Source organism: Vibrio sp. J502 (genome assembly GCF_025397955.1).
GTDB classification, from domain to species: Bacteria; Pseudomonadota; Gammaproteobacteria; order Enterobacterales; family Vibrionaceae; genus Vibrio; species Vibrio anguillarum.
In genome coordinates this window covers 2,955,197-2,976,632 of sequence record NZ_CP104554.1, presented here as the reverse complement: position 1 = coordinate 2,976,632, position 21,436 = coordinate 2,955,197, and the positions used below count along the sequence as shown (strand labels likewise).

Annotated in this window: 14 protein-coding genes and 2 pseudogenes; 4 read left to right on the top strand and 12 right to left on the bottom strand. The window is 47.6% G+C overall.

The genetic code is table 11. From position 1 onward, the window contains the following. Nucleotides 1-38 precede the first annotated feature (38 nt). Nucleotides 39-755, bottom strand: coding sequence for a ribonuclease PH (gene rph / locus N5E84_RS13870; protein ID WP_017042236.1), 717 nt, complete (start codon nt 753-755; stop codon nt 39-41). Between the two features lie 178 nt (nt 756-933). Between rph and N5E84_RS13865 the strand changes: the two genes are divergently transcribed. Next, nucleotides 934-1,800 (top strand): YicC/YloC family endoribonuclease, encoded by an 867-nt coding sequence (locus N5E84_RS13865; RefSeq protein ID WP_013855720.1) that lies wholly within the window; start codon nt 934-936, stop codon nt 1,798-1,800. 105 nt (nt 1,801-1,905) lie between these two features. On the opposite strand, the gene N5E84_RS13860 is transcribed toward N5E84_RS13865, so the two are convergent. From N5E84_RS13860 to N5E84_RS13845, 4 genes and pseudogenes are all read right to left on the bottom strand, one after another. Continuing rightward, entirely contained in the window at nt 1,906-4,794 is a 2,889-nt protein-coding gene (locus N5E84_RS13860) for an Ig-like domain-containing protein (RefSeq protein WP_069212058.1), read from the bottom strand. 156 nt (nt 4,795-4,950) lie between these two features. Then, nucleotides 4,951-5,433: pseudogene (locus N5E84_RS13855) on the bottom strand (transposase); the annotation flags it as partial. Further along, nucleotides 5,413-5,727: pseudogene (locus N5E84_RS13850) on the bottom strand (transposase domain-containing protein); the annotation flags it as partial. The pseudogenes N5E84_RS13850 and N5E84_RS13855, both read right to left, overlap by 21 nt. 114 nt (nt 5,728-5,841) lie before the next feature. Then, nucleotides 5,842-8,640 carry a M16 family metallopeptidase gene (locus tag N5E84_RS13845; RefSeq protein WP_019282790.1) on the bottom strand — a complete coding sequence of 933 codons (2,799 nt, stop codon included), beginning with the start codon at nt 8,638-8,640 and terminating at the stop codon, nt 5,842-5,844. Between the two features lie 289 nt (nt 8,641-8,929). On the opposite strand from N5E84_RS13845, the gene N5E84_RS13840 reads away from it, so the two are divergent. After that, nucleotides 8,930-9,418: a TIGR00645 family protein gene (locus N5E84_RS13840; RefSeq protein ID WP_017045929.1), complete on the top strand. Its 489-nt coding sequence runs from the start codon at nt 8,930-8,932 to the stop codon at nt 9,416-9,418. A 179-nt stretch (nt 9,419-9,597) separates the two neighbouring features. Here N5E84_RS13840 and fhuB read toward each other — a convergent pair whose 3' ends face one another. The 4 genes from fhuB to N5E84_RS13820 form a co-directional block, all read right to left on the bottom strand. Further along, nucleotides 9,598-11,565, bottom strand: a complete 1,968-nt coding sequence (gene fhuB, locus N5E84_RS13835) for a Fe(3+)-hydroxamate ABC transporter permease FhuB (RefSeq protein ID WP_019282791.1) — start codon at nt 11,563-11,565, stop codon at nt 9,598-9,600. Further along, the gene (locus tag N5E84_RS13830) at nt 11,562-12,488 is read right to left on the bottom strand and encodes an iron-siderophore ABC transporter substrate-binding protein (protein WP_069212057.1); all 927 of its coding nucleotides are present in this window, start codon (nt 12,486-12,488) and stop codon (nt 11,562-11,564) included. Before N5E84_RS13830 ends, fhuB begins: the two co-directional genes overlap by 4 nt. Beyond that, on the bottom strand, nt 12,479-13,264 hold the full coding sequence (locus N5E84_RS13825) for an ABC transporter ATP-binding protein (RefSeq protein ID WP_029388345.1): 786 nt from the start codon (nt 13,262-13,264) through the stop codon (nt 12,479-12,481). The genes N5E84_RS13830 and N5E84_RS13825 overlap by 10 nt, the downstream gene beginning before the upstream one ends. 105 nt (nt 13,265-13,369) lie before the next feature. After that, nucleotides 13,370-15,466 carry a TonB-dependent siderophore receptor gene (locus N5E84_RS13820; RefSeq protein WP_019282793.1) on the bottom strand — a complete coding sequence of 699 codons (2,097 nt, stop codon included), beginning with the start codon at nt 15,464-15,466 and terminating at the stop codon, nt 13,370-13,372. Between the two features lie 143 nt (nt 15,467-15,609). On the opposite strand from N5E84_RS13820, the gene N5E84_RS13815 reads away from it, so the two are divergent. After that, nucleotides 15,610-17,442, top strand: coding sequence for an ABC transporter ATP-binding protein (locus N5E84_RS13815; RefSeq protein WP_069212056.1), 1,833 nt, complete (start codon nt 15,610-15,612; stop codon nt 17,440-17,442). Between the two features lie 145 nt (nt 17,443-17,587). On the opposite strand, the gene murP is transcribed toward N5E84_RS13815, so the two are convergent. Next, entirely contained in the window at nt 17,588-19,036 is a 1,449-nt protein-coding gene (murP, locus tag N5E84_RS13810; RefSeq protein WP_017048240.1) for a PTS N-acetylmuramic acid transporter subunit IIBC, read from the bottom strand. A 29-nt stretch (nt 19,037-19,065) separates the two neighbouring features. After that, on the bottom strand, nt 19,066-19,968 hold the full coding sequence (gene murQ, locus N5E84_RS13805; RefSeq protein ID WP_019282794.1) for an N-acetylmuramic acid 6-phosphate etherase: 903 nt from the start codon (nt 19,966-19,968) through the stop codon (nt 19,066-19,068). A 241-nt stretch (nt 19,969-20,209) separates the two neighbouring features. On the opposite strand from murQ, the gene N5E84_RS13800 reads away from it, so the two are divergent. Next, on the top strand, nt 20,210-21,058 hold the full coding sequence (locus N5E84_RS13800) for a MurR/RpiR family transcriptional regulator (RefSeq protein WP_013855695.1): 849 nt from the start codon (nt 20,210-20,212) through the stop codon (nt 21,056-21,058). A gap of 5 nt (nt 21,059-21,063) precedes the next feature. Here the strand turns inward: N5E84_RS13800 and N5E84_RS13795 are convergent, their stop codons facing one another. Further along, nucleotides 21,064-21,426: a hypothetical protein gene (locus N5E84_RS13795; RefSeq protein WP_019282795.1), complete on the bottom strand. Its 363-nt coding sequence runs from the start codon at nt 21,424-21,426 to the stop codon at nt 21,064-21,066. Nucleotides 21,427-21,436 lie beyond the last annotated feature (10 nt).

Below are 21,436 nucleotides of genomic sequence, written 5' to 3'. Positions count from 1 at the left end.
ACGGGCAAAAAAATAGCCCCCAACTGGGAGCTACTTGATCAATCTAATAACGATGCTTTCTGCGCTTCAACAATATCAGCGATGCCTTTCTTGGCAACGGCCAGTAAATCCATCAGCTCTTCATGGCTAAACGGTTCACCCTCTGCGGTGCCTTGAATTTCAATCATCTTACCGTTTTCAGTCATCACCACATTCATATCGGTATCAGCGGCAGAATCTTCCACGTATTCCAAATCACATAAAATGTTTTCACCCAAGATGCCAACTGAGACAGCAGCAACATGGCCTTTCATTGGATTCTTCTTCAATTTACCGCTAGCAACCAAATGAGCAAACGCATCCGCTAGTGCCACACTTGCGCCCGTAATTGATGCAGTACGAGTACCACCGTCCGCTTGAATAACGTCACAGTCAACCGTGATCATCACCTCTGGCATGGCCTCTAAATCCACCACAGCACGTAAGCTGCGAGCGATGAGACGTTGGATCTCCATGGTGCGGCCACCTTGCTTACCGTTGGTCGCTTCACGACGAGTCCGTGAATGGGTTGCACGTGGCAGCATGCCGTATTCGGCAGTAACCCAACCTTTACCCTGACCTTTCAACCAGCGAGGAACACCCTCTTCGACAGTGGCATTACACAATACTTTGGTATTACCAAATTCCACCAATACTGACCCTTCAGCATAAGCAGTGTAGTTGCGAGTGATTTTAATTGGGCGAATTTGATCGGCCGCGCGGTCATTTGGACGCATAGTGCATCTACCTTTTATCGGGTGAGACGGAATCGATTGGGGCGAGATTATAGCGGATTAGCCGCCTTGACGCTAGGTTGGTCACCCTTTGCATTGGCGTGAACCTAGTATACGCGTGAAGCTAGTGCTAACATATCTCTCGTTTGATATTTCATCTTCGTGAGCAAAGGACAAATCAATGATTTACAGCATGACCGCGTACGCGCGTAAAGAAGTTAAAGGTGATTGGGGTACCGCGGTATGGGAAATTCGCTCGGTAAACCAACGTTATCTTGAAACCTACTTCCGCCTGCCGGAACAATTTCGTGGTCTTGAGCCTGTACTGCGTGAACGCTTTCGCCAACGTTTAGCGCGCGGCAAAGTAGAATGTCACTTACGTTATGAAGCAAACCCTGCGGCCAAAAGTGAGCTGAATATCAATGAAGCACTCGCCAATCAAGTGATTAAAGCCGCCAACCAAGTCATGCACATGACGGGCGAGTTAAGCCGCATTAATCCATTTCAAATCATGCAGTGGCCCGGCGTAATGGAAACACCAGAACAAGACATGGACAGTATTAATAAAGCCTTATTAGCAGGCTTTGATGACGCAATCATTGAATTCATTGACGCACGTGGCCGTGAAGGTGACAACATGAAGGCGTTAATCGAGCAACGCCTGACGGCGATCAGTGAAGAAGTGGTCAAAGTGCGCGCACGCATGCCAGAAATCCTGCAATGGCAACGTGAACGCCTATTGACTAAGTTTGAAGAAGCAAAGATTGAGCTTGATGCGACACGCGTTGAGCAAGAGCTGATTTTACTTGCACAAAAATCAGACGTTGCCGAAGAGTTAGACCGCCTCGATTCGCACGTCAAAGAAGCACGTAATGTGCTCAAAAAAGGCGGTTCATGTGGCCGTAAGCTCGATTTCATGATGCAAGAATTTAACCGCGAATCGAACACATTAGCCTCGAAATCAATCAGCACCGACATCACGGCCTCCGGCGTCGAACTTAAGGTTCTGATTGAACAAATGAGAGAGCAAATTCAAAACATCGAATAGTTTTTCAGCTTCGGCGATTCAGATTAAGTTGATGACGATGGATAAAAACACGGAAGGCACCATAGCCTTCCGTTATCTAGTTAACTCACAAAGTAACCATGCAGGCTACTTACTGACACTGATCATTTCGTTGAAGTACTCGACTTGCTGTTCCATGCTCAGACTTTGATTATTTGAACCCAGCGCCCAGATAAAGAAACCACCGTAACCATTCTCTTTTTGCCACTTGGCACGGTTGAGGTTGTTTTCACGGCTTTCCACAAAATTGCCGTTTGGCCCCCACTGGCTATTGATCGTATTGCCCAAAACAATTTTCGACTTGTCTCCAATGTATTGAGCGTAATTGGCCATCGCGACATCGTAGAGGAAGTTTTGGCCGGCGTCATAGGTCATGACGTTGAAGAAATCGAAATCGTTCTTGGTTGCTTGTAACAGATCGATCACTTCACCATGGTGAGACGAGCGACCTGATGGCTCAACGTAAGAACAATTTTCAAACACACTTGAATCCATGCATGCCACAGGATCAGCACCGACATGGTATGTGGTCAGCGACAACACTTTATTGTCTCCCACTTTTTGGCGTATCAGTTTAATCAATGCGGTTAGGTCTTGGTTCTCTTTATCGGTAATGCGCGCTGCTTTCTCGAAGTCGAAGTCAAGACCATCGATTTGCACATAACCCGCTAATTGGTACTTGCTGTAATCACATTGGCCATCACCCCCCGTCGCAAGGCAGTCACCCACCACCTCTTCTGGTTTTAGGTTCTTCTTATAGACAGGGAAGGGTTTGTTGACCAATTCAACGAGGCCATTGGCCACCGCCTCCCGATTTACATCGCTACCAATCGCAGACCAAATACTTTCATAAGTTTGACCACCAAACGCGACCATCATGGTGACATTGCTATTATCGTGTTTTAAGGTTGACCACGCTAAGTACTGAGATGGCATCCAATCTGGGTTGTAACTTGGTGGGGTTACCATGTCATCAGAAATCGTAATGTTGCCGCTAGCATCCCATTTACCGAACGATAATAAATAACCGTCACCTTCAGAATTAAACAGTTTTTCATAATCGTTTAATCCCCAAGAAGTGAGATAACTAATGGCACGGTCTGGGTTATCGGCAAGGCCACCACCACCGGTACTCTCTTTCACTGTAATATTGGATGGGGCTGACATTTGCTCTTGATTGGCACTGTTGAGCGCCTTTGCGTAAATAGCGTAGTTGCCTGCTTGCGCTCCAATCCACTCATATTCATAAGGTGCTTCGGTGTCTTGATTCAGCACCTTGCCGTTGGCAATAAACGTCACGGACGCCACCTCGCCTTCATAGCTCTTAGCATCCGCTTTGATTGAGATCGCTCGGCCTTCAAAGAAGCTTGAACCGTCTACAGGGGAAGAGAGTGACACCAGCAGATCTTTATCAGTAATGGCAATCGAAATCGGTGCAGTTTGAGCACTTGCGCCTTGATCGTCATACGCGGCAACCGTGAGTGTGTATTGTCCTTCAACTTGAGCAGGCACAGTGATGGTGTAGAGGTCGCCCGAAGAAGAGATGGATGTTGCAACGACTTCGCCATTCAATTGAACATCGACACGCGCCACTTGGGTATCGTCGCTCGCCTCAACGACCACCTCAAATGGCTGATTGGGTGCTATTTTTTGTCCATTTTCTGGCGATTGAACATGCACTTCAGGAACAGGGTTAGGATCGCACTCACCAACGTCATTCCATGCATCTTTCCATGCATCTGGATAATTTGGATGCCCAGTACCTGGTGTCCATACTGGGTTACCACACCAACCTGCGATTTCACATGAGTAGATATGGCCAATATTGGTTACCTCATCTCCCACTTGATAGCTCACGCCATCTTGGTACTGAGCAACGTCACCGCAACTACCACTCACATCAGTAACCGTAATCGTCAGATTTTTTTGTGTTACATGCCGTTCATCATCTTGCGCTTCAACACGTAATGCAGCGCTTCCGGCCGTTTGAGGGGTCCAGTCACAAGAGAACACTTGCTCTGTTTTGGCATCGATACTGCAAACTTCGGTGTCATTAGCAAAAAATTTAACGGTAGCCAGATCATTATCAGCATCGGTCACTTCAGCAGAGATCGTCAAACTTGTACCTTGTGGGTGGGACGATGCCGCTTCTGGGGAAATGAACTCAACGACCGGAGGATTAGGCGCCGTCGATTCTGACTCGACAGAAACAGGCACGCTTTGCTCAGAGAGCTTATCGCCTTCCTCATTGAACGCGATAACTGAAATGGAAGCGGCTCCTATTTCTTTCGGTTGCCACACTTGCTGATACTCGGTGACACCTTGCTTCAATGGTTGTTGAGCAATTTTGTCTTGGTTAGCCCAAAACTCAAGCTTACCAGCGCTCTCACCATCAATACGAGCCATAATGCTGACGCCTGTGCCTGTGTATACCACTGAATTTGGCGCTGGAGAGAGAATATCTAGCGAAAAATCGGGCGGTGGTGTGATGCCCCCTTCCATTTTCACAATAACAGAATCTTCAAAAGCACTCAGGTTTTCCAATGAACCACCAAAAGCGATCGTCAAGGAGAGTGATTCTGAGGCATTCAGAACGCTGTCAACCCAAGCACCTTCAGGGAATTTAAGCGCCACTGAATGGAGAATACCGCCTGCTTGAGCGGTATGAGATAGACTCCACGTAGGATGGGATAGCGCCGATGATTGCCAACCTATATCGTTAATCGCAACGGGTAATACAAATTCGATGACCGCATCGCGCATATCCGCTGAATCTGCTCCTGTATTTTTAATCGCTAAGGTGTAAGTGCTCCACCATTGCCCCTCTGACTCAGCAACCGCATCAGCGCTAAACTCAGCAGCAATAGCCTGAGATATTGGATTTAAAAGTAGGCCAGAGAAAAGGATGGTTAGGCCTAAAGCCCGATAGTAGTTTTTATCGGCTACTGAGACTAGCGTGTTTTTCTGATTAAACATTATTTAATACCCTCTTATTATTAAATTTATAATTTTCGGTATATTTATTAGCACCACCACTGAAAAATCATGAACATTGCCGAAAATAAAGACTTCCCAACACTGAAAAATCATGAACACTCCCGAAAACAAAGACTTCCCAGCACCTTCAAAAGGCTTTGTATCGTAGGCTCCATCAGCACAGACTTTCACAATTTGGTGGCGTAACGGGTTGAGCTACGTCGGTAGAACTTCATTTTCGCCGACAGATTCTAGGCTGACAACAGCGGAAATCAGTTCATGCGTACTTGAATCAATCGCAAGGTGTAGCTTTCGCCAAAAACGGCGCTTTTCCTTGCCATGCTTACGCATTTTCCACTCTCTCAACACCTTCAAACCTGTAGCAACGCCCCAGAAAAGAGTAATGCCAGGGCTTGTCAATTCCATATGACAGACCATTCTAATTTGAGGGTAAGTATTTTCGCGATGTTGATTACTTTGAGTTTCAAAGACTTGATGATTTTCTAACGTGTCTGCGGTTCGCCATACTACGCCATCAACGGCGAATAAATTAAGTCCCGCCCATTGTTCAAACGAATTCGTTTCATATACGTGTTGAGCGACGGCTTTAAATACCTCTTTTACTGCATCCGCCCCCAAACGTTGCCTTGCTTGGACCAAAGCACTTGGTGCGACCAACGGTTTTCTATTTGGCAACATGATATCCATCTGAGTAGCGATATCCCAGACAGACTTCTGACGATATAGTGCCATTCCGATGATTGACCATAGCACCGTTTCGAGTGGTAGTCGGCACTTTCTCAACGTGGCGACTCCAGCTTGTTCGAACCCTTGCTGAATAAGCTCTGGCGATAGCAACTCTGCGTATTTTTCAAAAGTATGGAAGGTATTACAGGACTTAAAGGCTGTGGCTAATTCGCTTTCAAAACGCATAAAAAAATCCGATATCAGATAACTAATATCGGATTTTGAAGCCTTTTAAAGATCGGTCAAATGATCTCGAAAATTTCTTAACTGATCGGCATTACCCCCAACAGGAGGCTCATTTTATTTTGAGATTGCAGAGGTAGTGCTGGGTAATATCTTAACACTCAGTCGTTTGTCTGCTTGTAAATATTGATTAGCAACATGACGCAGATCATTCGTACTCACCTGATTGATGGCGTGACGAACCTCCTGCCAACGACTATAGCGATGCGGATAAGTTTGAGTTAACGATGCGACATCAAGCCAAAATACATTCTTTTCTGGCAGGCTATCTAACCATTGTAGAAGCGGTTGTTTCGCTCGTTGCAACATATCAGCATCAATGCCATGATCAGCTTTCACTCGAGACAATACCGCATCGAAACTCTCTTCCACTAATTTAAGTTGCGTTGTGTCTGTCACACTGAACAGCCCCAAATAACCAAATCCTGTGGGAAGGAAATCATTGCTGCTAAATGGGTAAGGTGAGTAACTCGCGCCAGCCTTTTCTCTCACTTCTTCCGTCAACAAAATACTGAGAACCTCTTCAAGCAGCATCAGTTTTGCGTAGTGTTCGGCATTCACCTTATCAGTCGTTGGCCACAGCCAAGCCAGTGCCGCGGCATTGGCTGAACCTTGATGCTCAACAATATGTGAAGCAGGCAATGATGGAAACTCAACGCGCTCAACTTGCAGCTCTTTTTCTGGATGACGCGGCAAAGCGCCCAGTGTTTTAGCAACCGATTGAATCGTTTTCTCTTCGTCAAGATCACCCACAATGGCAATTTCTAAAAGGCCTTTATCTACCGCCGAGGCAAACACTGGGGCTAATTCTGAAAAATGACGCTTTAACAGTTCCTCGTCATGGCTACGAAATCGTGGGTCGTCAGGGTGCAATAATTCAGGTAATACCGTCCAAAATGCCTCTTCTGGCGTCGTGTTCTGGCTGTTACTCGCTGCCAGTACTCGTTGACGAAATTGGTTCATCCCCTCTTCTCGCCAGCCCGGGCTCGTTAAAAATGCCGTTTGCAGTGCTAACTGTTGGTCAAGCGACGCTTGATTGGTGAAATCCTGACTCGCAAAACCAAGCGTTCCAACATTGAACCCCGTCGTCACATTGGCAGCAGAAAAGAGATGAATTAACTGCTGAAACGAATGCTGCTCTAACCCACCAGCAACAAAGCCATCATTAAACAGTGCCTGAATGCCCTCTTTTCTAGGTAACGGATATTCGCCAAAACCTAATGAAAGATTGAGGTAGATGACGTTTTTCTCTAACTCAGTTGGCTTGATGTTGAGCTTAACGCCATTGGCAAATTTCAACATCCGAATCCCCGTTTCGGGATCTCGCTTGTCGTGAACGAGCGTGCCCGCCTCACCAAATTCACGGTAGGCAAATGCCTCGACCGATGATATTTGATAAGGCTCTACTGGCTGTTTTTGGCTTTGTTCATATACATCGAGTAGCGTTTGATTGATTTCCTCAACCTTGTATGGCCCAGAAAGATAAATCCACGGCTTACCTTGCCAACGTTCTGTAAGCAGGTCGCGCAATCGAGCTGCGGTGATTTGAGGTTGATAAGCTTCAAAAAAAGCAAGCGCGAACGTCGGTTCAATCGGGACAAATTGCTGAGCATCACTTGTCACTAGGCCTTGCGCAATCGAAAAACTATGCAAGGTATCGCTACTTGCTGCTCTTTGCTGATAATCAGCATGTATTAACTTGATCGCTTGATCAATTTCGCTCTGATTAAAGCCGTATCGAATCGCTTGTCGCACCGTCTGTTCAAGTAATGTCAGCCCATGCCGCCACTGCTCGGGCAAGGTTACCAGTGACAATTCCATCCGTGATGCGATGCCGAAGTCTTGATCAATATTAACAAAAGCATTCGTTATCCCCTCTTGGTCTATCAGATGGGGAAGTAACCGTTGGTAGAGTAAGTTCGACAATATTGATTCAATGATCATTTCATGGCGACTTTCAACGCTATCAGCTTGTCGCTCTTGTGGTGCAATCACACCAAGCGAAATTTGGGTCGGCAAGCGAGCATCAAAGAAAACATCGGCTTGCAAGTGCGTCCTTACTGCAGGCAACATCAAATGGTCAGCCCGTAGCGGTACCGCATCTCGGTGAGGTACCCAGTTAGAAAAAAGTCGTTTGATCTGCTCTTCGGCCTGAGCAACATCAAGGTCTCCCACCACAATGATCGTGGTACGTTCTGGCGTATAAAAACGTTGATAGAGTGAACGTAACTGCTCTGAGCTAGCATGTTTTACTACATCGAGATCACCAATTGGCAAACGTTTTGACAAAGGGCTCCTCGGATATAAGAAGCTCAGCTGTTGACGATAATTATCTACATCAGCGGAATTTCTCTCTTTCCATTCCGCAACAACAACCGGTTTTTCTTGCTCCAACGCCTTTGGTTCAAGCTTAAGGCGATCCGCAATCTCTCTCATAAGCCACAAACCAGTTGCTACTTTTTGTGAGTCTCCTTGAGCAATATTGAACTCATACACGGTTTGATTGAATTGAGTCACCGCATTGGTATCGGATCCAAAACTTAATCCTAAGCGTTCAAGTTGGCGAATCATCTCCCCTTCGGCTACAGAGTCCGAACCTTTAAAAGCCATGTGTTCTAAAAGATGCATCAAGCCTTGTTCTTGCTCTGACTCGACTAAAGAACCACCCGCAATGCGCATACGCATAATGACAGCATGAGCAGGTGTCGTGTTATGGACTAATTGGTACCTTAAGCCGTTTTCAAGCTGACCTTCGTGAATGCGATGACTTTTGGGTAACTCCGTCGATAGCGAACTGGCCGATATGACAAGCAGCAATAATAAGCTTAATGGGTGAAAAAATAGAATATTACGCAAATTAAGATTCTCAGTATGTATGGAACGACACTCATTCGAATTGAGCGCTTATTATCACCCATTTATTGAATTTATAAATGCATCAAGACAATTCCATACAAAACAGTACAATATTTTCAACATCATGCCATGGTGATCAAACGCGTATCACGCCCCCCTTGAATATCAGCTTGGCTGGCTTATATTGCTCTACAAAAACTTTGTGCAATAACGTAGCCAAATTACAAGAAAACACAGTATTATCACCCCTTATTCCACATACTTCGTGGAGATCATAAACGGAATAATTATGGAAAATATCGTCGAAAAACTACTCTATTCAGCGCGCTGGATTATGGCGCCTATCTATTTGGGGTTAAGTTTAGTGCTGCTGGCATTAGGCATTAAATTTTTCCAAGAAGTGTTTCATCTGTTACCTAACATCTTGAGCACCGATGAAGTCAGCCTGATTTTAGTGACACTTTCTTTGATTGATATTTCATTGGTTGGTGGGTTGATTGTGATGGTGATGTTTTCAGGCTATGAGAATTTTGTCTCTAAAATTGATATCGCCGAAGAGGATGATAAGCTCGGCTGGCTCGGAAAATTAGACACAGGATCGTTGAAAAATAAGGTTTCGGCATCGATTGTCGCCATCTCCTCAATTCATTTGCTGAAAGTCTTCATGAACACTGAAAATATCGACAGTGAAAAAATCAAGTGGTACTTACTGCTGCACATTACCTTTGTCTTATCGGCCTTTGCGATGGGTTATTTAGATAAAATCACCAAAAAATAGCCGCAAGCCCTGTATACACAGGGCTATTCGTTAACACTATCGATCATGTGGGTTACATATCGTTGCTACGCCAAGGCACTACCATCATTTTATTAATAAGAAAAACGACTTATCTGGCACAGTGAGCAGCTTTGTTACGATGCTAAATACCATCGATGCCAATGGTAAATAGACTGAGCTTATTTTGAACGATTGACCAACAGTAACAGCAAGAAATAGCTCCCACCGAGAATCGCCACCAGCGTGCCAGCCGCAATTTGCATCGGATAAACGATCACCTGTCCGAGCCAATCCGCCCACAACATTAATGATGCACCGACTAAACTTGCCACCAGCAGTTGGGTTTTACTTTGCTGCGCGCCTAGCATCATCGCCATGTGTGGCGCAATCAAACCCACAAACGACACTGGCCCCATCGTCGCCGTCACCAGCGTACATAACAGCGCCACAATGGTCAATAAAATCAAACTGGTGCTTTGCGCATTAACGCCGCGCGCACTGGCAAAACGACGACCAATGGAGATTAAAGTCAGCCAACGCGACAGCGCGATGGTGGCCGCGGCCAGCAACAGCACCAAAACGGCCAGCAACAGCGCTTGGTCAGGCGTAACGCGATAGGTTGAGCCTGCCAACCACTGTAAAATTCGATAACTGTCTTCTGACCCTTTAGCCAAGCAAAATTGCACTAAGGATTCAAGCAATGCGGTGATGGCTATCCCGGTTAAAATCAAACTCGACGCGGCGTATTGATGGCGCTTACCCAGCACAACTAATGCCGCCAACACCAGCAAACTACCCAACAACGCTGTCACCCAATGAGCGGCTAACAAGCTTTGACCTAAAAAGAGATTGGCAAACACCAACGCAAACGTCGCCCCTGACGAGACCCCTAAAATATCTGGGCTGGCTAACGGGTTGTATATCAAACGTTGCAAAATGCTACCTGCTAGTGCAAGACCAATACCGGCACACAATGCGGTAAGCATGCGCGGCCAGCGTAATGACCACTGATAGCTGCTTGGCAGTGCCAATTGCCAACTGAGTTCGTTCATTTGAAACAACGTATGCAACCCAAGTGCTGCCAGCATCATTAACAACAACCCCAATAATGCGACACGGCTTAATGATGCGCGCGACTGAGGCAGTGAGATAGTCAAGGTATCTTGCGCCTTGAGCTGACGGCGACTAAACCAGATCAATGCGGGCGCGCCAATCGCCGCGGCTGTGATACCGCTGGCGATGACTTGCGTAGTCCATAGGCTCAACCACATTGCGAGCATATCGGTTAATAAAAGCAGTAACGCGCCAAGCAGTAAGCTCGAATAGAGCTCTTGTTTGGGCGTTCTTGCCCCCATAGCACGGGCGATGTTTGGCGTGAGTAGCCCGATAAAACTGATGACGCCCACCGCTGTAATCGAGGCTGAAACCAACCAAATCCCGAGCACCATTAAGATTAAAAATGCAGGAATGACCGGCAGACCACGAGCCGCAGCACCTTGATGACCTAAACGCAATAACGTCAGAACCCTTGGTGCAAACAGTAAAATCAATAAAGAGACCGATAACCGCGGCAGCAACCACTGCACCCAATCCCAGCCATTTTGCGCCAGATCGCCCGCGCCCCACATGAAGACGTTTTTGGCGTATTGTTCATTGAGTAGAATCAGTGCCGTCGCAATCGCGCCAAGTAGCAGGTTCACCACCATGCCTGCCACAATTAACGGCAAGCCCGTCATGTTACGCACACCAGCAATCACCACGATCAACGCAAATGCGAGCAAAGCACCACTCATTGCCACCAACGCGCTGTAACTGGCAACTAGGCTTGGAAAACCAATGTTGAGAATAATCAGCGCCAGCCAAGCTCCAGATGAGGTGCCCAGCGTCAATGGTGAAGTGAGGTTATTCTGCGTCAGTTGTTGCATCACACTGCCGACCAAACCTAACATCGCGCCCACCAGCAACGTCATCACCAAACGGGGCAATTGACCATATAGGAAATTGAACTCCGCAAAAGAGCTCGCTTCACGTTGCGCCCACAACAGTTGCCATTGCGTGACTAGATCAACGCCATTGCCAATTTGCACACTGAGCATTGCCACAAGCAGCAGCGCACTACTCAGTGCGAGAAACAGTTTTCCGTTCATGACTTAGGCGCAACCTCAAGCAAACTGCGTGTCAGCGCTTCTGCAATGTATTGTAGTGACATCGCGCCGCCGTAGTTCCAGACACTCTCAACCGAGTTCACTCGCGCTTGACGCACAAACGGCATCGCTTGCCAAAGCATTGATTTTTCTAGCTGTGCTTGCTGGGCAAATGGCAAGAAATAGAGCACATAACCTTGCTCAACATACTGCAAATCCGTTAACCGATGTTGCACAATCCCCCACTCTTTGGCGGGCTGAGGCAGCGCTTCATACAAGCCCAATTGCTTCAGCACATAATGAGTGGTGGAGTTTTCACCGTAAAGGAACACCGAGGTTGGATTAGCAAAACGCATCGCCACCACCGCGGGTGTTTGATGAGAAAACGCGATGTCAATTTGTGCTTTTAACTGCGCAAAACGTTCCGTCATTGTGGTCAGTTTTTGCTCGGCGAGCGCTTGCTTGTCAAAGAGCTGCGCTAATTGGCGAAAATGGTCAATCGCGACTGCACCACTGTCATCACTGGCTTGAAAATTAGAGAAATAGAGTACCGGAGCAATGCGCTCTAACGGTGTGATTAAATCTTGCTGCGGCGCAGCAGCGAGAATGAGATCTGGTTTCAGTGCAGCAATTTTTTCCAAATTGGGTTCAACGCGCGTGCCGATATCTTCTACCCCTTGCGGCACTTGCGGTTTGACAACCCAATCTTGATAACTGGCAAGCTCTGGCGCGCCAACGGGTGTGATACCCAGTTCAATCACTTGCTCAAGTAAATCCCAATTGAGCACCACCGCACGTTGTGGCCGCTGCTGTAGAGTTTGCTCTCCGCGGCTGTCGTGTACGGTCAATGGCGCGCTAAAAGCGACACTCGAAAAAACAGAGAGTAAGCCAGCAACCAGCCAGCGCTTTACAAGGTTTAAGCACATACAATCGCGACCTTATGCGTGTGAGAATCTGAATTGGACATTGGGTGATCCAGCAGTTGGATCGGCGTTTGATAAAGCGCCGATAAACGTGCTTCATCGACCAATAAAGAGGCATCGCCTTCAAAAGCAACCTTGCCCTGCTTGAGCGCGACAATGTGGGTCGCGTAACGTAGCGCAAGGTTCAAATCATGCAAAATGACGATAATTCCGCAGCCTTGTGTTTGGTTTAATTGCGCAAGCAGAGCCATTAACTGATATTGGTGCTGCACATCTAACGCTGAAGTTGGCTCATCTAAAATCAGCACCGGAGACTGCTGCGCCAACAGCATCGCCACCCAAGCGCGTTGCCTTTCACCGCCAGACAATTCATCTGCCAAGGTATAGGCAAATTCAGTGACGCCGGTTTGGGCGATCGCTTGATCGATGATCACTTCATCCTGATTTTGCCAGCGACCAAAAGGACCACGCCACGGAAAACGCCCAAGGCGCACTAACTCTCGTACCGTTAACCCCGCTGAAGTTGGCAATTTTTGTGGCAAAAACGCCACCGCTTTAGCCAGCGCTCTGGCGCTGAGCTCGGCAATCGGCTGCTGGTTAAGTAACACGTCGCCACGGTCAGGTGCTTGCTGACCAGAAATCAAACTCACCAGCGTGGATTTACCAGAGCCATTATGGCCGAGTACCACAGTTAACTCTGTGGTGGGAATATTCAGTGATTCAATGGATAAAATGCTTCGTCCACCGCGTACCACTTGAACATTTGATAAGGTAAACATCACTCTCCCCCAAAAATCGAACCACCTAAAACACACATCCCCGCCGGCGCGGGAATGTTCAAAAACCGTCAAACTCACCTTCAGCGAAGGTGAGTTCATGCTGACTTACCAGCGGTAATTCACGCTTGCCACCATACGACGTGATTCGCCGTAATAGCAGGTTCCGAAATCACAACCAGCAAAGGACTCGTCATCCAAAATATTATTGAGGTTAACCTGCACATCCCACTGTGTATTGATGGCGTAGCTTGCCATTGCATCCCACAGCATATAAGCAGGCACCTTTTTATCGAGCGAGGCATCCACAGACGTTCCGGTATAACGCACGCCAGAGCCCAACGTCAGCCCCTCAATCCCAAGGCCTGCAAAATCATAGCTCGCCCAACCTGTCGCTAAGTGGCGCGGAATCATCGACTTGCGCTTCTGGCTCGTTCCTTCACCCGTATGAGCATCGAGATAGGTGTAGCTGGCATTCAGCATCAGATTCTCTGTCACAGCCATGCGAGCTTCCACTTCGAGCCCTTGCGTATTGGTTTTTGTGCCCGATTGACTGGTGGTTAACGCACCATTGCTGCCGACAGTAGAGGCGGTTGCGTTTTTCTGGTCGATATCAAACCACGCCAGATTGACATAGCCATCGAGCCAGCTTGGCATGTATTTCACACCCACCTCGGTTTGGTTGCTCTCGACGGGTTTGTAGAGTTTGTTGGTGGTAAAATCTAAGCTGCTGATCACATAGAAAGATTCAGAGTAGCTCACATAAGGTGACAAACCGTTATCGGCTAAATAGATCAAACCGCTGTTTAATGACAGTTGGCCATCATCAAGCTCATCTTTATTCAAACCTTTGCTTTCAACATCAATTTTGTCGTAGCGGCCACCTAAATTCAGAACCCATTTCTGTTGCCACTTCGTTTGATATTGCGCGTACACTCCCAGTTGCTGTTTGACAATCTCATTGTCATACAAGCTGCTTGAAAGATCTGGCACATTGCCGTAGGTCGGATTAAGGCTGTTGATCACGCCCACCGGTGAACCAGTGCCATTACCCAGCCATTTATTTTGGTGATACTGAATGTCAAACCCGGCCAGTAAGCGGTGCTCAAATTGGCTACTTTGCCACTGTGCTTGGGCGTTGTTATCTAAGGTTACGCTGTGTGCATCACCATCATTGATCAAGGTATAACGTGCCAATGTGTATGGGTCGCTATCTTGCCAAGCATTTTGATAGGCCGAAGAGCTTCGCAGGTACAGATCAACATAGGCGTAGTTGAAGTTTTGCTTGAGGCTCCAAGTGTCGTTCAGTTGATGAGAGAGTTGGTAGCCGAACGACAATTGTGTTTTATCGAAATCATCGTGATCCGGCTCGCCAAAGTTGCGGTTAGGCGCAATCGTCTCACCATTGGGCAGCGCCACTAATGTGCCATCGCTTGGGAAGAAACCGTTTTGTGGCACGCCGTTATCTTTCAAGAAAGTGGCCATCAGCGTTAGCGTGGTTTGATCTGATAAATCGATAGCGTAGCTTGGCGCAACATAAACGCGCTGGCTCTCAATGCCATCCAATTCACCCTCTTTTTGATTAACCATCGCCACCAAGCGGTAGCGCTGGCTGCCATCTTGGTTGGCCCAATCGGCAATATCGACACCCAACTGCTGGTAATTTTTATTCCCCACCGACAGAGATACGGAATGCTGCGCCCCATCGGTCGGCTTTTTCTGCACCACGTTGGCAATACCGCCCGGCATGGACTCACCATACAGCACAGAAGACGGGCCTTTCACCAATTCAACTCGCTCTAAACCAAAGGGTTCAACCGTCCAAGCAAAGAAACCTTCTTTATAAAGACGGTTACCATCGAGATAGACACTCGGTTCAAAACCACGCACAAACATCCATTCGGCGTCGTTATCCGCGCCATAAGGTGAGGTGTATCCCGGCGTATAGCGCAATGCTTCATCCAGTTTTTGTACGTTATGCTGGTCGAGTTCATCACGTTCAATGACAGTGACCGACTTTGCAGTTTCTTGTGTCGGGGTATCGACTTTCAATGCCGATGCCGTTACCACGATCGTGTCTAAAACTGGTGGCGGTGTTTGCTCAGCTTGTGCCGTAGCCGAAACCATGAACAGACAAGGTAATGCGCTGATTTTTAATATGTTGTGAATTGCTGTCCCCAGCAAGCTTGGGCGAATTAGATCCATTAAAGGATACCTCCTGCTTTAATTAGTTTGAGAAACGTTTTTATTATCATTATTATTGCCCGTCATTTTACTGATAAATTCAATATTTAACAGATAAAAATAAGAATGAATCTCACTCGCACATCACCATAAGTTGATCACCTATGTTTCAATGGTTTGAAAATCTCACGACGGCGTTTCCTAAAGAAGAGCCGCAACAACCGCCTAACTCCTTATTAGCCTTCTGCCGTCATTACACGCGAGGTTTTGAAGTACCGTTATTGGTCATGTCACTGCTCAGTGCTTGTGTGGCGATTGCCGAAGTCACCCTCATTCGCTATATGGGTGAATTGGTTGATATGCTTGGCAGCCAACAACGTGCCACATTCTGGGCTGATCAGAGTGACCGCTTGTGGGTAATGGCCGCGCTGGTGGTGGTCATTATGCCGCTGCTGGCTTTCTTCCACTCCATGATCATGCACCAAACGCTACTGGGTAATTACCCGATGTCGATACGTTGGATGATCCACCGCTACTTACTCAAACAGAGCGTCAGTTTTTTCCAACGCGATTTCGCGGGGCGGATCGCCACCAAAGTGATGCAAAGTTCACTCGCTGTGCGAGAAACAGTGATGAAACTGGTCGATGTACTGGTTTACATCGCGGTCTACTTCGTCTCGATGATTTGGATGATGGGCGAATCTGACCGCATCTTGATGATCCCGATTCTGATTTGGCTCGTGGCCTACATCATCATTCAATTGTATTTCATTCCCAAGATGAAAAAAGTGGCGACCGATCAAGCCGATGCTCGCTCAACTATGACGGGCAGCATAGTCGACAGTTACACCAACATTGCCACCGTGAAACTGTTTTCCCATTCGCAACGAGAAATGCAGTACGCCAAAAGCAGCATGAAACGGTTTTTGAACACCGTGTACCAACAGATGCGCATGGTGACGTGCCTGTTGTGGAGTGTTGACGCCATCAACTATTTACTGCTGTTTTCTATCGCCGCTTTATCAATCAATTTGTGGCTCGATGCCTCAGTGACTGTCGGTGTCATTGCGATTGCGATTAGCATTGCGCTGCGCGTACAAGGCATGTCGAAATGGATCATGTGGGAAGTGAGCGCACTATTTGAAAATATCGGTACTGTGGTGGATGGAATGAATACCTTGTCGCAACCAGTGACCATAACGGATGTAGCCAATGCGCCGCCGCTGCAAGTAACGCAAGGGCAAATCAGCTTCCATAACGTTCACTTTCACTATGGACAAGAAAACACTGTGTTTGAAGCGCTTAACTTTGAGTTAAAAGCGGGCGAAAAAGTGGGGTTAGTAGGTCGTTCGGGCGCGGGTAAATCCACACTGGTTAACTTGCTGCTGCGATTTTACGATTTGAATGGCGGCAAAATCTGCATTGATGGGCAAGATATTTCGCAGGTCAGCCAAGATTCACTGCGCCAACACATTGGTATGATCACGCAAGATACTTCTCTGTTGCACCGCTCAATCCGCGACAACATTCTGTATGGCAACCCAGATGCCGGGGAAGAAGCTCTGATAGAAGCAAGCCGTCAAGCGCATGTTCATGATTTTATCGCGCAGTTGCAGGATGAGAATGGCAACCTTGGCTACGATGTTCAAGTGGGAGAACGCGGTGTCAAACTCTCTGGCGGCCAACGCCAACGCATTGCGATTGCCAGAGTGCTATTAAAAAATGCGCCGATTCTGATCATGGATGAAGCCACCTCGGCCCTAGATTCAGAAGTAGAAGCGGCTATTCAAGAAAATTTTGAAACGCTGATGGAAAACAAAACCGTGATCGCCATTGCGCACCGTTTATCAACCATTGCCGCCATGGATCGCTTAATTGTGCTGGATGAAGGACGAATCATTGAACAAGGCTCACACCAAGAGTTGCTGCAACAACAAGGCGTTTATGCTCAGCTATGGGCGCATCAAACGGGTGGGTTTATAGGCGAACTTGCGTAGTGGATGCTCTTTAGGCCAAAGAAAAGGCCTTTAGACACATCCAACAGAGAAAGAAGATGTGCTAAAGGCCGCGCTATTTCACCCAATACCCTCACTTGACCGAGTTTGGGTATTTTGCATACCATACATAGGGGGGGGGGGTGAATTAGCTTAAATCGACATCTTTGCAGCCAAAAAAGTAGGTCGCGAGAAAGCCAACAGTGTAGGAGATTAAAAGACCGCCAACAAACACCATCATCCCAGCAAAAATCCCTTGCTCGGAAGTCATCAATGGAATGGCGACAATGCCTGACGGGCCAAACACCGTATTTAATCCTACTGGCAAACCAAGGTAAGAAACTAAGCCGACGAAGAAACCGCCCGCCGCCCCACCAATGCAAGCAGTGACAAACGGTTTAACCCGCGGCAAGGTCACGCCATAAATCAGTGGTTCGCCAATTCCCAAAATACCGGGAATGATCGCCCCTTTCACTTGCGTGCGCAGCAACGCATCTTTATTGGCTTTGAAATAGAGTGCCAGTGACGCACCCACTTGGCCGCCGCCCGCCATCGCCAAAATAGGAAACAGAGAGTTAAACCCTTGTACATCCATCAGCGCAAAATAGACTGGCACAAACCCTTGGTGAATACCAAACACCACCGAAATTAAGAACAAACCCGACAGTAACGCCGCGCCCAACGGGTTATCATTGAGGTTCAAAAACAACCATGACATACCTTTAAACAGCTCACCACCAATCGGCATGATCACCAAGAAAGTCACCGCGCCCATGATGAGTAACGTCACCACAGAGGTTAAGATCATATCCAAATCATCAGGCATGTATTGGCGCACTTTACGTTCTACTTGCGCGCCCAAAATAGAGGCTAATAGTACCCCGATGATGTTGCCGCGTGGGTCAATGGCGAAGCCAAAGAATTCACTCATACCCGAGTAGATACCCGTTGTCGCCTCTGGGTTATACCCCAGCACAAACAGCGAAGCTAAAATGGCACCATTAACACCCGAGCCACCGAAAGCTTGCTGCGCGTTATAACCAATTAAAATACTCAAGAAAGCAAAGAGCCCTTTACCAAACACTTTCATATAAGTAATGAGATCGAGCATAAACTGGCTAGGCGATTGATCGATAACGAACATTTGCTCCAGCAAAGTGGCAAAACCAAGCAACAAACCCGCAGCAATGAAACCGGGGATCAGCGGCGTAAAAATGGTCGCAAATTTGCTTAAAAAACGTTGTACGCCGCTGGTCTGCTTGCTCTTCATCTGCTTTTTCTGCTCAGCAGCAATCGCGGATAGATCGGCAGTTATGGCCACATCCGTCTCAGCACCGTCACCGTTGGCGATCATCTCATTCATCATATCGGCCGCCGTTTGCGCTTTGCCCGGGCCTAAAATGATCTGCAGTTGTTGGTCACTCTCCACCACGCCCATTACGCCGGGAAGGGTTTTCAGCAGAGCCTGATCGGCCAATGCCGTATTATTTAATGTCAAACGTAAGCGCGTCATGCAGTTACCGCACTTACCGATATTGCCACTACCACCGACTGCACTAAGCAGCTTGGCGATCATATTTGAGGTTATTTTTGCCATTGGGACATCCTTGGATAGATCCAGTCGGGTTATTGATCATTCAGTGCCGCGCGAATAAAACCATTATGCTTGGCCAGTTTTTGCGTCGCTTGCTCGGCGCTTAGCCCCGCAAGAATCATTACAATGGCGGTTTTACAGTGACGATGGCAGGCGCTCAGTGCTTGTTCTGCTTCCTCTTTGCTGCAACCTGTCGCTTCGACCACAATGTTATTTTGGCGCTGAATCAACTTAGCATTGGTTGCCTCGACATCGACCATGAGGTTGCCAAACACTTTACCGCAACGAATCATCGCGCCGCTGGTTAACATGTTAAGCACCAGTTTTTGCGCCGTGCCCGCTTTCATACGTGAAGAGCCCGTGACCACTTCCGCGCCCACCACAGGCACAATGGCAATGTCAGCCGCGTGCTGCATCGCGCAATCTGGGTTGCACACTACTGCCACAACCGTTGCACCCAGTGATTTAGCGTAAGCCATGCCGCCTAGCGCATAGGGTGTGCGACCACTGGCGGCGATACCCACCACCACATCGTTGCGGGTCAAATTAATATTTTTCAGATCGCTTTGCCCAAGCTCAACATTGTCTTCGGCATTTTCAACCGCTTTAAGAATCGCTGGGTGTCCGCCCGCAATAAGCCCAACCACTTGTTTAGGGTCAGAGCCGTAGGTGGGTGGGCACTCGCTAGCATCTAAAATCCCCAAGCGACCGGAGGTTCCCGCTCCCATGTAGATCAAACGTCCACCCGCTTGAAATGCCAAGGTAATGGCATCCACCGCTTGCGCTATCTGCGGTAAGGTTTTTTCAACCGCCAACGCGACCAGTTGATCTTCATGGTTAATGACTTGCAACATCTCGAAGGTGGAAAGGGTGTCAATGTCAGCACTGGCAGGGTTGCGGCTTTCGGTAACCAACTGGGTTAGGTCTAGGTTCATCGTCTATTTCTCGGTTTGAATTCGGAACTGAGGGCGATTCTATGGAATAAAATATTCCATTTTAGTGACAAAAATCACAACAAAGGTTATTCCTTGACCAGTCATTGCATGGAATAATGGCCTACAATGCACCGATATCTTTTAAGCCTCTGAACAAAAGGCTAGTTAATACAAGCCACTATACTAATGTTCGTTATTTTAAATTTGGAATAATTTATTCAAAACAATACAAGGATCGCGCATGTCTGTGATGCATAAAATCGTCAGCCGCCGCACTCAACTCTCTCGCAGTGAATTACAAATCGCCGATTGGATCATCGCTCATCCAGAAAAAGCCGCGCTCGCCACTAGCCAAGCATTGGCCGAACACGCAAAAGTCAGCCAATCGAGCATTGTCAAATTTACCCAGAAAATTGGCTTTAGGGGCTACAGTGAGTTTAAGTTAGCGCTGGCCGAAGAGCTTGGCCGTAAATTGGCGTTTCAGACCACGCCACTGCACAGCAATATTCTGGCTGACGACCCACTGGCGGTGATCGCACAAAAATTGGTGCAAGCGAAAACAGAGGCGATGTTTCACACCACCAACGCGCTTTCATTTCCCCATTTCAACCAAGCGGTACAGTGGATAAACCTCGCCAACCGCGTGCAAATTATCGGTATCGGCGGCTCTGCGCTCACCGCAAAAGATTTGGCTTTTAAGCTCCTGAAATTAGGCATCACAGCGCTCACAGAACAAGATAGCCACGTACAAATCGCCACCGCACGCACGCTGGGTGCGCAAGATGTTCAAATTGTGATTTCATTTTCAGGAGAGAGAAAAGAGATTTTGATTGCCGCCGAAGCGGCCAAGCAGCAAGGAGCAAGCGTTATCGCGCTAACCTCTCCGAAGAAAAATCGATTACGTGAATTAGCCGATCTCTCTTTTGATACGATTGCCGATGAAAGTGAACATCGCAGCTCATCCATCGCCTCTCGCACCGCGCAGAACGTTCTAACCGACCTGTTGTTTATTACTCTTGTACAGCAAAGAGACGAGTCGGCGCGTCAATTGATCCAAGACATTTCATCTGATATTCGTCAAATCTTTTAACGGAACTAATCGCTCTCTTCAATGCAGTGCATGCGATGAAAAACGCGATGAATGATCGGTGCAAATAGGGTAGCCAATGAAACGAAAAAGACCGTTTCGATAAATAAGCTGTAAAAGGCTAAAAAGAGATGCAAGCTCGGCGCAAGATACAGATTGATTATCGGGTAGGGAAGCTCGAGACCACTGACCATCGAAAGCGCATTCAACCACGCTTGCGCCGCTGGGAGATCAGCTAGGTAGACAAAACCCACCACTCCGGGAATGAGGCCAGTCAACAGCAGTAACGCAGCGATCGCCGCATAGCGTAAGCAGCGCCATGTAAAACGCTCAACGGAGATAACTTCTTGATGAATCGACTCAAATTTCACGCCAGCCTCC